We start from the raw sequence: 16,284 nt of genomic DNA, 5'->3' as shown, positions 1-16,284 counted from the left end.
ATAACAGGACTTGAACCTGCACGGTGTTACCCACACGGACCTGAACCGTGCGCGTCTGCCAATTCCGCCATATCCGCATATTTTATATCGCTTAAGTATGTTATCACAAAAAGATTGCTTTTGCAATAATTTATTTTAAAATATACTATTTCATATTGAAAAAAGTGAAAAATTATCAACAATTTTCCTATTTTTTAATTTAGACATTACCAGAAAAATCTTCTTAATATAAAGCCCCACATTCGCAGGGCTTAACTACTTAAACTATTTTTCAAATATTTCTACTTCGTATTTCTTACTTAATTCCATTTTTTTATTCAAATAAACTTTTTCTTGTTTTTCTACAAAGCAATTATCTTTTACTTCTTGATATACTTCCTCAAACTCTGAATTACTTGCTGGTATATGTTCAGTTAATTTAATAATGTGGTATCCGAACTGTGTTTTAACAGGCTCACTTATTTCTCCAACTTCCATTGAAAAAGCAGCATCCTCAAACTGTTTTACCATTTGTCCTTTTCCGAACTGACCTAAATCTCCGCCATTTTGTTTAGAAGGGCAGCTTGAATATTTTTCTGCAGCTTCTTCAAAAGATAATCCATCTGTTATATCTTCTAATATTTCATTAGCTTTATCTTCTGAATCAACAAGTATGTGACTTGCTTTTACCATCTCATCTCTTTTGTAAAGAGTTTTGTTTTTTTCATAAAAATCTTTTAATTCTTCATCTGTCACAACAATTTCGTTGAACATTTTTCTTGTATTATATTGCTGCAGCATAGACTTTTTCATTGTGTTCATAACATCAATAAATTCATCTTCCTTTTCTAAATCCTTTTCTAAAGCATCTGAATACATTAATTCATGCATTACTAACTCATTAATTAATTTCTTTCTGCCATCCGGTCCTTTAAAATAAGTAGCATTTTGTCCCAAGTTATTCATCAATGTATTTAAATCGGATTCTTTTATTTCTCTTCCATCCACTACTGCCAACACTTTATTTTCCATTATTATCTCCTAAAATTTTATATTTAATACACAGTCTCGTTCACCAAAATATCTGCTCCCTCCGGTCGCATATTTTGGGAACTCATTGTGGTTGACCTACCGCCATTTTTCCTTCGCTATCGCTCGTAAAAATATGGTTAGGGCATACGCAGTAAATAAGAGGGCTCTCACCCTCTATATTCTTTTTACTATTCTTCTTCTTCCATAAATTCTAATAAATTAGATAATTCTGCAATACATTTATCTTCATCAGAACCTTTAGTAATGATAATTAATTCATCGCCCTTCATTGCTCCTAAAGCCATTATGCTAATGATACTTTTACCGTTAGCTTCTTGAATGCCTTTTTTGATAATAATCTCACTGTCAAAGTTTCTTGCTTTTTTCACAAATATAGCTGCCGGTCTTGCATGCAATCCAATCTTATTTTTTAATATTACTTTTTGTGATCTCATTCTCTACACCTCTTTTCTCATGTTCTAATAAATCTTCAGCAATTTCCTCAATTTTTCTCAACCTATGATTCACACCTGATTTTCCAAGGGGTGGATTTAGCATTTGTCCCAGTTCTTTTAAACTTGCGTTACTGTGCTTCAATCTTAAATATGCAAGTTCTCTTAGATGATCAGGAAGCTTATCAATAGCTTTATACTTCTTTAATACCTTAATGCTGTTAATTTGCCTCATTGATGTGTCTACTATTTTATCAAGATTTGCTGTTTCACAATTTATAACTCTATTAATTTGGTTTCGAGTTTCCTTGACTGCCCTAACATTTTCAAAATCCAAAACAGCTTTATTCGCACCCATCAATGCCAACAAATCAGAAATTTGTTCGCTTTCTTTTACATATGTAACATAGTTATTTTTCCTGTAAATAGTTTTGCCAACTATGCCATTGCTTTCAAGCAATTCACAAATACCTTTACTTTGTTCTTCTCGACTGCTTACAAACTCTGCATGATATGATTTCTCAGGATCGCTTATTAAACCGCATCCCATAAACAAGCCTTTTATGTAAGCTCTCTTGCATAAATCATTTTCAATTAAATCATCAGGAATTCCATAATCAAATGTCATAATACCAAAATCGTCTTTGGCAATTCTCGTATCCAATAAAAATTTCTTAGCTAATTTATCTTCAATTTTAATGATATAATTATTATGTTTTTTTAATCTGTTAGTTTTCTCCACGCTGACCTGAGCAGAGATTCCATAAGCAATTTTCAGAAGTTTGAAAATTCTTCTTGCAACTGCTGCATTCTCTGTTGAAAATTCAATCTCAATCTTATTGAAACCCTTCAAGCTTATATATCCCATTGTTCTGACAAAAGCAGATACTTCTGCTTTCGCGCTGAGAATATCATTTATCTCTGTCCTGGATAATTCATCTTTAATCTTTGAAGAAAAAGTCATACCATCACCTTATTTATAACAATGAAATTTAATATCTTCAACGGCTTTCTTAATAATTTTTCTCTCATCATCATATCTGGCAATTATCAATGATCTTTCAAACGGAAGGAATTTAGCTTCTACAAATCCTTCATTTTTTTGAGCGGTACAATTCATATTACGCGCCATCATTAAATACCAGTGCACTTCCTTATTTATATGAATCCTATCTGTGTAACAAGTTCGATTGAATTCATAATTTATTTTGCCAAGATATTTAATTGTTGTAACTTTTGCCTTTGTTTCTTCAAAAACTTCTCGCAAAGCAGTTTCTTTAAGCGATTCATTTTCTTCAACTCTACCTTTCGGAAGAACCCAATCTCCGTTAAATTTTCTCAACATCAATATGCAGTTCTTGAAAAAAACGATTCCCCCAGCACTTACTTCTTCAACCATATCTGCCTCACCTTTTTAATATTGTGCTTTATATAATAACACAATATTAAAAAAAATCAAACATATATTTACAGTGTACAATAAAAAACAATATATTTCAACTTATTTTAATACAAATTATTCACAAAAGGAAAACATTTTTTTAATCTTGTTTTGGCCTTTCGCCAAAATATTGATAATAGTCAACTTTCACATCGCCATTGAAAAGCTTTCTCTTTCTGTCTGCCTTTCTTCCAAAATCCCTTTCAAAACTTTCAACAGCTGTTATAACATAAGTTGACCAAGTTTTATCCCTGCCAAAAACCTGACCTAGTTTTTTGTGTATCATTTCTATATCTTTTTCATCACCGATTCTTTCTCCGTATGGAGGATTAGTAATTAGAATTCCATTTGAGCAAATTGGCTCTTTTATCTGCTGCACATCTTTCACAAAAAACTCAATACAATCATCAACACCCGCTTCAATTGCATTTTCCCTAGCAATTTTTATTGCTCTTTCGCTAACATCCGAAGCATAAATTTTAATTTCAGAGTCAAGGTCAATATTTTTTCTAGCTTCAATTTTTGCTCTTTTCCAGTATTCATCCTTTACAACAGGCCAGCTTTCAGATGCAAAACTACGATTAAGTCCCGGAGCAATGTTCCTTCCTATAAGGGCAGCTTCTATTGCAATTGTTCCAGATCCGCACAATGGATCGTAAAGAACTCTGTCTTTATTCCAAAAGCTTAGCTTTACCAAGGCAGCCGCCATTGTTTCTTTCAAAGGTGCTGCTGTTGATTTTGCTCTGTATCCTCTTTTGAACAGCCCTTCCCTCGCCCCGGTTGTGTCAATAGAAAGTGTTGCCACATCTTTGTGTATTGAAATAAGTATTGTGTACTCAGCGCCTGTTTCCGGCATCCATTCAACATCATATTCTTCGCAAAGTTTTTTTGAAACTGCTTTTTTTACTATAGACTGAACATCAGGAGTACTGTGTAATTGTGACTTGACAGATTTTCCTTTTACTGTAAATTGTCCGTCTTTTGTAATCCATTTTTCCCAAGGCAAATCATATGTTTTGTTGAAAAGTTCTTCAAAACTTAATGCTTCGAACTGTCCCATTACAAGCATCACTCTGTCTGCACATCTTAAATTTATATTTGTCTTTGCTATATCCTCTACTTCTGCATCAAAATACATCCAGCCGTTGTCCGTTACTACATTTTCATATCCGATATCTGTTAATTCTCTTTTTACAATTGCCTCTAATCCAAAGGCACAAATTGCAGCTAATTTTATTTTTTCCATACTTTCCCTTTCTCGATAAATACCACCCTACAAATTCTGAGATTCTTCACTCGTTCAGAATGACAGAAAAAATATTTGATAACTCATGCCTCAGAACAAATTATTTCCATAATTATTAACATTTACTTCTTGAGTTCTAATTGTTCATAATACTTTTCTATAAATAAATCATTAAGATTCCAGAAATTTTTGAAATCTTCGTATTCTTTCTCTGACTTATTATTCTCCTTATTTGTTTTAACAGCTCTTATTAATATATTTTTAGGCGTGTGTTCCATCGAAATAAACTCCATCAATTGCACCTTGTACCCCTTTGTTTCCAAAAACAAACTTCTTAATGAATCCGTAACGAGAGAAGATACTCTTTCTTTTATTAGCCCATGTTTCAACATTGGTTCTAAGTCGGAATTTTTTATTTTGTCATAAAATTCATGTTGGCAGCATGGAACAGACAAAATAATGTCTGTATTCCACTTAACAGCTTTTACTAAAGCTGCATCTGTTGCAGTATCACACGCATGAAGCGTCACAATCATATCTACTTTTGATTTGTATTCAAAATCACGTATGTCTCCATACATGAATTCAAGCTGATCATAGTTAAGTTTTTCTGCTGTTTCATTGCAAAATTTTATTACTTCTTCCTTTAAATCAAGCCCTATTATTTTAACTTTTACATCTCTTATAAAATAAAAATAATAATACAGCGCAAATGTGAGATATGCCTTTCCACAGCCGAAATCAATTATCATAAAATCATCTTCTAATTTTTTATCTTTCAAAGAATCATCCACTATTTCAAGAAATTTATTAATTTGCTTGAACTTGTCATATTTTTTTGCATATACATCACCATCATTGTTCATTACTCCAAGATAGGAAAGAAAATCGCAGCGTTCATGCTCTTGTATAATGTACTGTTTTTGCTTATTGTGTTCGTCTATATTTTGTTTTTTAGAAGGTTCTTTTTCCGTAACTTTAACGCTGCCTTTTTTGCTGACCATTAATTGAAAGTCAGAATCCTCTGTAAAAATATTGATGTTCCTGTATTCATTTACAATTAAATTTACAATTCTATCAGCAGCTTCATCGAATGAGTAATTTTCATGAAAAGCTTGTTTGTCAGTAAATTTTTCAAGCTGAATTATATTTTCTCCTTTAATTGAAACCGGTCTAGCTGTTATTTTTTTATATGGGTTTTCCGTTTTATTTCTTGGTGTTGTAAAAACACCATAAATAAACTTGTTCTCTGACAAACTATTTTTAATTATTTCATCTATATTCAATATTACACCCTCTCGTTAAAATACACTATAACTAATTTGCTGTCAAAAGATAAGTTCCTTCACTATCGTTCAGGATGACATAAATATACTGTATCATAAGTAAATAATTATTAGTTGTTCATTTTAAAGTTTTAATTGCTATTTGTAGCTGCTTTTTAACGACACTATTCTGTTAAATACCAAATTGTCAGCTGTTGAATCTTGATCTATGATAAAATACCCATGCCTTAAGAATTGGAATCTGTCCCCAGCATTATGTTCTTTCATGGTAGGTTCTACCTTGCAATTATTTAACACTACTTTTGAATTAGGATTTAGTTTTTCAAGAAAATTAGTTTTATCATAATCTTGGTCTTCCATCATGTAGTCATAAAGTCTTACTTCTGCATCCACACTATGTTTTGCAGAAACCCAATGAAGAGTTCCTTTTACTTTTCTTCCTGTAAAACCAGAGCCGCTCTTTGTTTCAGGATCATATGTGCAATGAACCTCTATTACATTGCCTTTTTCGTCCTTAACGAAATCTTCACAGCGTACAAAGTATGCATTTCTAAGCCTTACCTCATTTCCAGGGAAAAGCCTAACATATTTTTTTGGAGGAATTTCCATAAAATCTTCTCTTTCAATATATATTTCTCTGCAGAAAGGAATCATTCTTGAACCCATTTCAGGATTGTCAGGATTGTTTTCTGCTTCAACATATTCAACTTCATCCTCAGGATAATTTGTTATTATAAGTTTTATGGGGTCTAAAACAGCCATTGTCCTTGGTGCCTTAAGACTTAAATCATCTCTTACAGCATGCTCTAACATGGCAATGTCTACAACACTTTGTGCCTTAGAAACGCCAATAGCTTCACAGAAATTGTTTATAGCTTCTGAAGTGTATCCTCTTCTTCTAAGAGCTGCAACTGTTGGCATACGAGGATCATCCCATCCGTCAACATATCCTTCCTCAACCATTTTCTTTAAGTATCTTTTTCCCATCATAGTCTTTGTAAGGAATAATTTTGCAAACTCTATTTGTTTTGTAGGAGCTTTCTTGAAATCCTCAAGATTATTTAAGAGCCACTCGTAGAATGGTCTATGGTCTTCAAATTCCAATGTGCATATTGAATGTGTTATTCCTTCAATGGCATCTTCTATAGGATGAGCATAATCATACATCGGATATATGCACCATTTGTCCCCAGTGTTATGATGAGATTCATGAAGTGTTCTGTATATTACAGGATCTCTCATATTAATATTAGGACTTGCCATATCAATTTTTGCTCTAAGAACTTTTACTCCGTTTTCAAATTCTCCATTGCGCATTTTTTCAAACAATTCTAAGTTTTCTTCAATTGATCTGTTTCTCCAAGGACTTTGTTTGCCTGGTTCAGTCAATGTTCCTCTATATTCCCTTATTTCATCTGCTGATAAATCATCAACGTAAGCCAATGATTTTTTAATTAATTCCACAGCGTATTCATACATCTTTTCAAAATAATTCGAAGCAAAAAATATTCTTTCTTCCCAATCCGGGCAAAGCCATTTTACATCTTTAATTATGGATTCAACAAAAGAATCATCTTCTTTTGTTGGATTTGTATCATCAAATCTTAAATTAAATATACCATTATTTTTCTTTGCAAGGCCGTAGTTCAAGCATATTGACTTAGCATGACCTACATGGAGGTAGCCATTTGGTTCCGGAGGAAATCTTGTTTGCACCCTGTTTCCATAAACTCCGTTAGCGAGGTCTTCATTAATGATTTTTTGTATAAAATTAACCGATTCCCTGTTTTCTATATTATTTTCGCTCATTTTATCCTCCTTGAATTATATTATATTTAAGTATACTACATTTCTAAATGAAATAATAAATTATTTTAATATTTATTTTAACAAATTTTATTATACTTAATGAACATCTTTATTTCAAGTTAAATATTCCATTATATTTATTATATCCCATTTTAAAAAATAATTTAAAACATAAAAATAAGAACAGTACAAAGACTGTTCCATATTACTGATTATTTATCTACTGTAATCGTAGAATCCTTTACCCGTTTTTCTTCCAAGTAAATTAGCTCTTACCATTTTTCGAAGTAATGGATGTGGTCTGTATTTTGGATCACCGAATTCATTATACAAAACTTCCATAATTGCAAGGCATACATCCAGTCCAACTAAATCTCCCAACTCTAATGGACCCATCGGATGATTTGCTCCCAATTTCATTGCTGTGTCTATTTCTTCTTTTGTAGCAACTCCATCTGCTAATATTCCAACGCCTTCATTAATCATAGGAATAAGTATTCTGTTTACAACAAATCCCGGAGCTTCTTCTACGCTTACAGGAGTTTTGCCGATACTTTGTGACAAAGCAAATATTGCAGAATGAACTTCTTCAGAAGTAAGTTTCCCTTTAATAATTTCAATTAATTTCATAACAGGAACCGGATTAAAGAAATGCATTCCTATTACCTGCCCAGGTCTTTTGGATTTTGCTGCAATTTCAGTTATTGATAATGAAGATGTATTTGTTGACAATATAGCATCTTCCTTTGCTATTGCTTCAATGTCGCTGAAAATCACATGCTTTGTTTCCATATCTTCTGCAACAGCTTCAATAAATAAATCAGCATCACTACACTCATCATATGTAACAGCTTTTGATATATTCCCAAGTATTTCATCCATCTTAGTTTGTTCCATTTTTCCCTTTGAAACTAACTTTTCCAGTCCTTTTCCAATTGAACTTTCCAGAGTATCGTAAGTTTTTCCCGGTCTTCCTTTTACTACCACAGGATAACCTGCCTGCGCAAATGTTTGCACTATTCCTTTTGCCATTGTTCCTGTTCCAACAACACATATCTTTTTAATTTCCATTTTCCCTCCTAATTTCTTGGACATTTGTCCTTTTTCGCCTATTAACATTATAACACTCTATATTAGTATAATCAAGAATTTTAAATAAATTGATAAATGTTTAACATTTGTGCAACTCATAATAATTGCATTTTAGATAATAATAAATAAAACGTCTAAATATTATTGGTGAGAAAATGTTTAAAAAAATTATAATTTTAATTATGAAGTTATTGCGAAAAATAATAGAAGACGAAATATTTGCCTTAAGCGCTCAATTTTCTTATTTTATTATTTTGGGTGTGTTTCCTTTTTTAATTTTAGCAATATCTTTGCTATGCAATTACAGCAGTTATATTTATTATATTCTAAACTCGCTGTCAGCATTTTTGCCTCAAGATGTTTACAACATTATACTCAGTGTTGTGCGTTACTCAATTTCAAGCTGCAGAAAGACATACTTATCTCTTAGCATGTTAGTAATACTGTGGTCAGCAACTTCAGGCAGCGCAACTATTATAAATGGAATTAACAAAGCCTATGGTTTCTCTGTAAAACAAAACTACTTATTTTTAAGAATAAGGGGAATATTGTTTGCATTGGCAATAATGATAACAATGCAAGTTTTATTTGCTCTCATTGTAGCAGGAAGGCAGCTGTTAATTTTTGTACAAAATATAGAATTATTTTCAAGTCTTAATTATGTACTGATTAATATTTTCAGATATGGCATGCCCTTTGTCTTGCTGTTTGTTACATTTTCTGCTACCTACAAATTCTTAACTTATGAAAAAGTTGAGTTCTCATTCGTTTTTCCAGGAGCATTATTTGCAACAGCAGGTTTTATAATTGGTTCCTACGCTTATTCTCATTATATAAGCAGAAGGATTTTATATTACAATACTATATATGGAAACTTATCCAGTGTCTTCGTCTTCATAATATGGATATACATGTTATCAATTGTTTTTCTAGCAGGTGCTGAAGTAAACTATTTATCTTCAAAACGCAAGGATAAACATTAACTATATGAAACTCATAGATAACACACTGTATATTCGTTCTTATTTTACCGCTTTAAATATGAAATACCCGGATTTTTTTCCTACTGTTTCACAATTTCCAAAAATATTTTCAAGTTTAACTTCTGTGCTTGGTGCTCCTTGCTTTTTTTGTATTACAACATAAAGTTTTCCGCCTTCATTTAAATGTTCATAAGCTCCTTCGTAAAATGAAAACACAGCATTTTTGCCGGCTCTTATAGGCGGATTTGTTAAAATTATATCATATGTATCTTTAATGTTTTCAAATCCTTCTGAATTAATGACTTTAATTTTACTTTCTGTTTTATTTTCCTTGGCATTCATTAAAGTCAACTCTAATGCTCTTTCATTTATATCAGACATAGTTACATTCGCGTTATCTAAAAGCTTTGCAATTATAACTCCTATTGGTCCATAGCCGCATCCTAAATCTAAAATACTTCCACCAAATTTTTCATTTTCTTTTATAACTGTTTCAATAAGCAACATGGACCCGAAATCCACACCATTTTTAGAAAATACGCTGTTGCTTGTATAAAAATAAAATTTATCTTTTCCTATGTTCCAATCAAATTTATATATTTCTTTTTCCGTTGTAGGGCTCTTAGTAAAATATTGTTCCATTTTTCCTCCGTATATCCTTTTAATTTATTGTAACTTATTTTGACCAATATTCAAATAATAATTATTAGATACAAAAAGAGATCCTTCGCTAACGCTCAGGATGACAGAATTTAATTCACTATCATCCTGAAAGCAAAGCTGAAGAATCTCATTTTTATAAAAAATTCCTACATCTAACCAAGAGTCATTTGGATGCGTCTTGATTTACTTAAAAGCTGCAATCTGAGATGCAATTGAAATACAATTGATTCTCTGATTGGGTCTTTTAAAAGATGATTATTTGTTATTTATTTAAAAGGCAATTATACAATTTTGTTTTAAATTTGCCAAAAATGCTTTTTCTACTGTATCATATACATCATATTGTTTTTCTTTGCTGTTGAATGTTGGAACATAAAGTTGTTCTTCATAATTTTCTGCACAATTTTCAGCACATTTTGCATTTAACAATTCAGCTAATTTACTAAACATCTGTAGATTAGACATACCGGTGAGCGGCTTAACGACTTCAACAACATTTCTAGCAGTGCCATCAGCGCTTACTATTGTACCACTGCTTTCAGCAAGACTGCAAAGAGGCAGAACATATTCAGCTAGTTTCGTTGTGTCGTTCTCCATTATATCTGATGCTGCAAAGAATTTAAGATTTTCAACTGCTTCTTTCAATTCAGGATTATTTCCAATTATATCTTCGCCGATTACAACAAGCCCTTTTATACTATTGTCAAGCAGCGCTTCTTTAATTTCTTCTCCTGAAGTTCTAAATCCAACATCCCAAGCACCTTGACTGTTTGATTTAGCTTTTAATACTATCAAACCTCTGTGAGGTTTATTTTTATTTCCTGTGAGCAAAGTAATGTCAGCCAATACTTTCAATGCTTCATTTTGTACTGTATTTGAATCGGCGATTATAACAGGTTTTTTAGATTTCTTAAATGCTTCAGCCACAGAATCAGCTGGTGGAAGAACCTCAACTTTTTCTAGAGTCTTAAGAAGATTTTCGCCATTAGGATAGCCCATGACAACATCTTTCTTTATAACACCATTTTCAAGCATTGCTTTTAAAACCTGAACAAAGAATAATTCATAATCATTAACATCTACTTTGTGAGACCATTTATCAGTCTTAGTCTCAATTATTGATACTGAAATGATTTTTCTGGATTTAGATAATCTTCTCAATTTCATTCCTGCAGACGGATTGTGTTCATATAACTGCCCTGCAGAAATTATTAAATCAGAAGCATCCAATTCGTCAAATGTAATTGTTGATTTATTTTTGCCTAAGACTGTTTCAATTCCCGGTTCTTTATCAATTGTAAATGATCCCTTTAATTTTGTATTTAATTCATTTGTAACAGCCTTTATATTAAGCAATTCTTCATTTGTTAATTTAGGTGATACAACAAATGCAACCTGGTTATCTCCATACATATTTTGTATGCTTCTTAAGCGTTTAGCCGTTTCAAATAAAGCAACATCCAGCGATATAGTTTCATAGTTATCTTTAATTCTTGCTTTTGGTGCAATTAATCTTTCGCTGCTGTTTATGTGTTCTATACCGAACTTACCTTTCCCGCAAATTGGAATTTCATTATCTTTTGGGGTTGTTGCCTTATAAACAACATTATCTTTGTGTTCATAAACGACATCACATCCAACTGAGCAATAGCTGCATACAGATTGAGTTTGTGTTAAGTCCAATGGAATTTCTTTGATGTTTTCTCTTCTGTCAAGCAAAGCACCTGTTGGGCAAACATCAATACATCTTCCACAGGATATGCAGTCAGTAACTTTTAATTGTTGTTCAAAAGCAGGTGCTACAAATGTTTCACTTCCTCTTTCTACAAAACCAAGCGCTGATGCTCCAACAACTTCGTCGCAAGTCCTTACACAAAGTCCGCACAGCACACACTTGTCAACATTTTGTGAAATAAATGGATGTTCAGTTTCTTTAAATTTCTTTTTATTTAAAGCATGATATTTTTTTGTATCAATTTCGTATTTTTTAATGTAATTAACTAATTTACAATCAAAGTAATCCTTACAACCGCATTCGAGACATCTTGAACTTTCTTTCACAGCTTCTTCTTCTGTCATTGTCGGAAGAATTGGTTGAAAATTGTGCTTTCTTATTGAAGCTTCAACAGTTCTGTGCTCAACTCTAGGTACTTTTTCTTTATCTTTGAAATCTTCTTTTGTAACCTCAGTGTAAACAAGAGGCAAATCTTTATACGGAATGATTTTACCTTCAAGATAGCTGTTCATCACTTTTGCAGCATGCTGCCCCTGTGCGATTGCTTCAATTGCTATCTTAGGTCCTGTAGCAGCATCTCCTCCGGCAAAAACACCTTTAATATTAGTTTCGAAAGTTTCTTCATTGATAGTGATATTTTTCTTTTTACCTTGACCAACATTAATACTGCCACAGTCAACTTCCTGCCCAATGGCTGCAATTATTGTATCTGCTTCAAATGTTATAAATTCACCTGTAGGCATTGGTTTTTGTCTTCCGGATGCATCTTTTTCGCCAAGAAGCATTTTTTCACATTTTAATCCTGTTACTTTTTCTCCATCACTTTCAACTAGAGAAGGTGCAAACAAAAATGAGAAAATTACTCCTTCTTCTTTAGCCTCTTTTATTTCTATTTTTTCAGCAGGCATTTCATCTTCGGTTCTTCTATAAACAATTCTAACTTCTTCAGCTCCAAGGCGTATGCTTGTTCTTGCTACGTCCATCGCAGTATTTCCACCGCCTACAACTATTACCTTTTTACCTAACTGAACAGGATTATTTTCAGCTACTTTTATTAAGAAATCAATTCCTCCCAATACTCCACTGGTATTTTCGCCTTCACATCTCATAGGTGAACTTTTCCATGCTCCAATTCCAAGAAATACTACATCATATTTATCCTGCAAATATTTAAGAGAAATATCTTCTCCGATTTTTACTCCATAATTAATTTTTACTCCCATTTTTTCAATAACAGCAACTTCTGCATCAACAATATTTTTCGGTAAACGGTATTCAGGTATGCCGTATCTAAGCATTCCACCCGGTTTTTTCTTTGCTTCAAATATTTCAACATCATGTCCGTCACGAAGTAGAAAATATGCTACCGAAAGACCTGCAGGACCAGCTCCTACTACTGCTGCTTTTTTTCCTGTAGAAGCTTTCACGCTTGGAATATATACATCATCTGAATTCAAATCGTAATCTGCCGCAAATGTCTTTATAGCAGCAATTGATACAGGTTCTTCCACATACTGCCTTCTGCAAGCACTTTCGCATGGATGAGGGCAAACTCTACCTATACTTGCCGGAAGAGGTAATTTTTCTTTTATTAATTTTAAAGATTCTTTATATTGTTTGTTTGCGACTAAACCCACATAACCTTGCACATCTGTGTGAGCAGGACAATTTAAAGTACATGGAGCTTTACAGTCTCCAATATGTTCTGAAACCAACAGGTTAAGAGCAGTATTTCTTGCCTCTTTAACTTTCTTAGTATTCGTTCTTACTACAAATCCGTTTGAAACAGGCGTTGCACAAGATCTTGCTAGCTTAGGCTGCCCCTCTATTTCTACCACACACAGTCCACATCCGCCATAAACTTCCAAATTTTTATCAAAGCACAAATTTGGAATTTCGATATTATTTTCTAAAGCTGCTTCTAGTATTGTTTTTCCAGCTGCAGCTGTTATTTCTTTTCCATCAATATTAAGTTTTACTAAAGCCACGGTTGCTCCTCCCTCTTATTTTTTTTCCACAGCGCCAAATTTACATACGCTGTAGCAATTTCCGCATTTTATACACAATTCCTGGTTGATCACATGAGGGTTCTTAACAGTGCCTTCAATAGCATTTACAGGACATTTTCTTGAACATAAAGTACAGCCGGTACATATATCCTTGTTAATTTTATAAGTCAACAAAGCTTTACAGTGTTCTGCAGGACATTTTTTGTCGACGACGTGTGCTAAATATTCGTCCTTAAAATATCTCAGCGTTGCCAATACTGGATTCGGAGCTGTTTGCCCAAGACCGCACAGGGATGATTCCTTAACACTGTTTGCCAAGCTTTCAAGTTCTTCCAAATCTTCCATTGTACCATTGCCTTGAGTGATTCTTTCCAAAATATCAAGCATTCTTTTTGTTCCAAGTCTACACGGTGTACACTTTCCACAAGATTCATCAACTATAAAATCCATGAAAAACCTTGCAATATCAACCATGCAATTATCTTCATCCATTACTATCATTCCACCGGAACCCATCATTGAGCCAACAGCAGAAAGGTTTTCATAATCAATAGGTGTATCAAGATGATCCTTTGTCAAACAACCTCCTGAAGGACCTCCGGTTTGTACTGCCTTGAACTCTTTACCGTTTGGACAGCCTCCGCCAATATCATAGATTACCTCTCTTAAAGTTGTTCCCATTGGAACTTCCACAAGACCGGTATTCGTAATTTTTCCACCCAGTGCAAATACTTTTGTTCCTGGTGATTTTTCAGTGCCGAAACTTCTGAACCATTCAGGGCCATTATTAATAATTTGCGGAATGTTTGCCAGTGTTTCAACATTGTTAATTACAGTTGGTTTACCCCAAAGGCCTTTATTGGCAGGAAAAGGAGGCTTTACTTTTGACATTCCTCTTCTACCCTCTATTGACTGCATAAGCGCTGTCTCTTCACCACACACAAATGCACCGGCACCAAGCCTTGTTTCTATTTCAAAGTCAAAACCAGAATTGAATATATTTTTTCCAAGAAGTCCCATTTCTTTTGCCTGTTCAATTGCAATGTGCAATCTGTGAACAGCTATCGGATACTCTGCTCTTACATATATAAAACCCTTAGTTGCTCCAATTGCATATCCAGCAATTGCCATCGCTTCTAATACAGCATGAGGGTCCCCTTCAAGAACGCTTCTGTCCATAAATGCACCCGGGTCTCCTTCGTCAGCATTACATATAATATATTTCTGATCAGCTTTATTTGGTGCTGCAAAGCTCCACTTCACTCCGGTAGGAAAACCTGCACCACCTCTTCCCCTTAAGCCCGAATCTTTCATTAATTTAATTACCTCTTCAGGAGTCATTTTTGTTAAAACTTTCCGCAAGGCCATATAACCGTCTATTGCAATGTATTCATTGATATTTTCAGGATCAATAACACCGCAATTTCTTAGGACAACTCTTTTTTGCTTTTTATAAAACTGAATATCCTTGAGAAGAAGGTACTCTTCTGTATTAGAATTGGATGAACTTTGAGTTGCTCCAATTGTATATTCGCTTACAACTGTTCCGTGTAAAATATGTTCTTCAAAAATCCTTTTTGCTTTTTTTGTATCAACATATATATATGTTACTTTTTCTTTCCCCGGAACATATACTTCAACTATTGGTTCATAAGTACACATACCGATACAGCCCGTTTGCACAACCTGCACATTTTTTAAGTTTCTTTTTTCAACTTCTTCAGCTAAGGCGCTTAAAACAGGTTTTGCACCTGCTGATATTCCGCATGTTGCCAAGCCTACAACAATTCTTATTTCATTGTCAACATCACTATTTTTCATATTTGTAACTGGTTCTACTCCAACCTCTTTCAGTTTATCTGATGTTTTCAAGCTTGCACCTCCTGTTTTCTATATTTCTCAATTATTTCATGTACTTTTTTAGGTTCCATCTTTCCGTAAACATCATCATCAACCATCATTACAGGAGCCAGACCACAACAGCCTAAACATCTTGTTGCTTCAAGGGTAAACATTTTATCTTCTGTAGTTTCTCCAACCTTAATATTCAACTCTTCAGATAATTTATCCATGATTTCCTGAGAACCTTTTACATAACATGCCGTTCCCAAACATACACTAATTTTATGCTTACCTTTTTCTTCTATCGTGAATTGTGAATAAAATGTTACAACTCCATAAATGTCCGCTAAAGGTATGTTTGTTTCTTCCGAAATAAATTGTTGTACTTCTAAAGGCAAATAACCAAAAATGTCTTGAGCTTTTTGTAAAGTTTGCATCAATATGCCTTGTGAATTTTTTACTGAATCTATATAAGCTTTAAGCTCTGCAAATTCACTATTCTTCGATTGAATAAATTCATTCTGCAATTTAGTACCCTCCATATTTGCTATTTAATTATATACAATCAACATTATACATACCCATACTTAAAAAGTCAATCTATAACAAATTCACGCAGCTCTGAAAGGTAAATCAATTTCTTACTTTCGGATTGTCTTAATTCTCAAATTGAAATTTCAATTTTTGATATTATCAACAGAAGCATGCAAAATTT

Annotated in this window: 13 protein-coding genes; 1 reads left to right on the top strand and 12 read right to left on the bottom strand. The window is 33.2% G+C overall.

What is annotated here, in order from left to right:
- Window positions 1-264: 264 nt before the first annotated feature.
- The 8 genes from SA378_RS04330 to SA378_RS04295 form a co-directional block, all read right to left on the bottom strand.
- A complete protein-coding gene (locus SA378_RS04330; protein ID WP_318524759.1) occupies window positions 265-1,011 on the bottom strand; it encodes a peptidylprolyl isomerase in 747 nt (248 codons plus the stop codon).
- 188 nt (window positions 1,012-1,199) lie between these two features.
- Complete coding sequence (locus SA378_RS04325) at window positions 1,200-1,466, bottom strand: HPr family phosphocarrier protein (RefSeq protein WP_019228359.1); 267 nt, start codon at window positions 1,464-1,466, stop codon at window positions 1,200-1,202.
- A complete protein-coding gene (gene whiA / locus SA378_RS04320; RefSeq protein ID WP_318524758.1) occupies window positions 1,435-2,427 on the bottom strand; it encodes a DNA-binding protein WhiA in 993 nt (330 codons plus the stop codon). Before whiA ends, SA378_RS04325 begins: the two co-directional genes overlap by 32 nt.
- A gap of 9 nt (window positions 2,428-2,436) precedes the next feature.
- Window positions 2,437-2,862: an NUDIX hydrolase gene (locus tag SA378_RS04315; protein ID WP_318524757.1), complete on the bottom strand. Its 426-nt coding sequence runs from the start codon at window positions 2,860-2,862 to the stop codon at window positions 2,437-2,439.
- A gap of 142 nt (window positions 2,863-3,004) precedes the next feature.
- Window positions 3,005-4,150 (bottom strand): class I SAM-dependent RNA methyltransferase, encoded by a 1,146-nt coding sequence (locus SA378_RS04310; protein WP_318524756.1) that lies wholly within the window; start codon window positions 4,148-4,150, stop codon window positions 3,005-3,007.
- Between the two features lie 122 nt (window positions 4,151-4,272).
- Window positions 4,273-5,436 carry an SAM-dependent methyltransferase gene (locus tag SA378_RS04305; RefSeq protein WP_318524755.1) on the bottom strand — a complete coding sequence of 388 codons (1,164 nt, stop codon included), beginning with the start codon at window positions 5,434-5,436 and terminating at the stop codon, window positions 4,273-4,275.
- A 138-nt stretch (window positions 5,437-5,574) separates the two neighbouring features.
- A complete protein-coding gene (locus tag SA378_RS04300; protein WP_318524754.1) occupies window positions 5,575-7,245 on the bottom strand; it encodes a glutamine--tRNA ligase/YqeY domain fusion protein in 1,671 nt (556 codons plus the stop codon).
- Between the two features lie 216 nt (window positions 7,246-7,461).
- Entirely contained in the window at window positions 7,462-8,316 is an 855-nt protein-coding gene (locus tag SA378_RS04295) for a 3-hydroxybutyryl-CoA dehydrogenase (RefSeq protein WP_318524753.1), read from the bottom strand.
- A gap of 176 nt (window positions 8,317-8,492) precedes the next feature.
- On the opposite strand from SA378_RS04295, the gene SA378_RS04290 reads away from it, so the two are divergent.
- Window positions 8,493-9,320 (top strand): YihY/virulence factor BrkB family protein, encoded by an 828-nt coding sequence (locus SA378_RS04290; protein ID WP_318524752.1) that lies wholly within the window; start codon window positions 8,493-8,495, stop codon window positions 9,318-9,320.
- A 39-nt stretch (window positions 9,321-9,359) separates the two neighbouring features.
- On the opposite strand, the gene SA378_RS04285 is transcribed toward SA378_RS04290, so the two are convergent.
- From SA378_RS04285 to nuoE, 4 genes are all read right to left on the bottom strand, one after another.
- The gene (locus SA378_RS04285) at window positions 9,360-9,962 is read right to left on the bottom strand and encodes a class I SAM-dependent methyltransferase (RefSeq protein ID WP_318524751.1); all 603 of its coding nucleotides are present in this window, start codon (window positions 9,960-9,962) and stop codon (window positions 9,360-9,362) included.
- 291 nt (window positions 9,963-10,253) lie between these two features.
- Complete coding sequence (locus SA378_RS04280; protein WP_318524750.1) at window positions 10,254-13,706, bottom strand: FAD-dependent oxidoreductase; 3,453 nt, start codon at window positions 13,704-13,706, stop codon at window positions 10,254-10,256.
- A 15-nt stretch (window positions 13,707-13,721) separates the two neighbouring features.
- Window positions 13,722-15,548 carry an NADH-quinone oxidoreductase subunit NuoF gene (gene nuoF / locus SA378_RS04275; protein ID WP_318524760.1) on the bottom strand — a complete coding sequence of 609 codons (1,827 nt, stop codon included), beginning with the start codon at window positions 15,546-15,548 and terminating at the stop codon, window positions 13,722-13,724.
- A gap of 47 nt (window positions 15,549-15,595) precedes the next feature.
- On the bottom strand, window positions 15,596-16,096 hold the full coding sequence (gene nuoE / locus SA378_RS04270) for an NADH-quinone oxidoreductase subunit NuoE (RefSeq protein WP_318524749.1): 501 nt from the start codon (window positions 16,094-16,096) through the stop codon (window positions 15,596-15,598).
- Window positions 16,097-16,284 lie beyond the last annotated feature (188 nt).

Source organism: Sedimentibacter sp. (genome assembly GCF_033447055.1).
Classification (GTDB): Bacteria; Bacillota; Clostridia; order Tissierellales; family Sedimentibacteraceae; genus Sedimentibacter.
The sequence above is the reverse complement of the archived record's forward strand: the minus strand, read 5'-3'. Positions and strand labels throughout refer to the sequence as shown.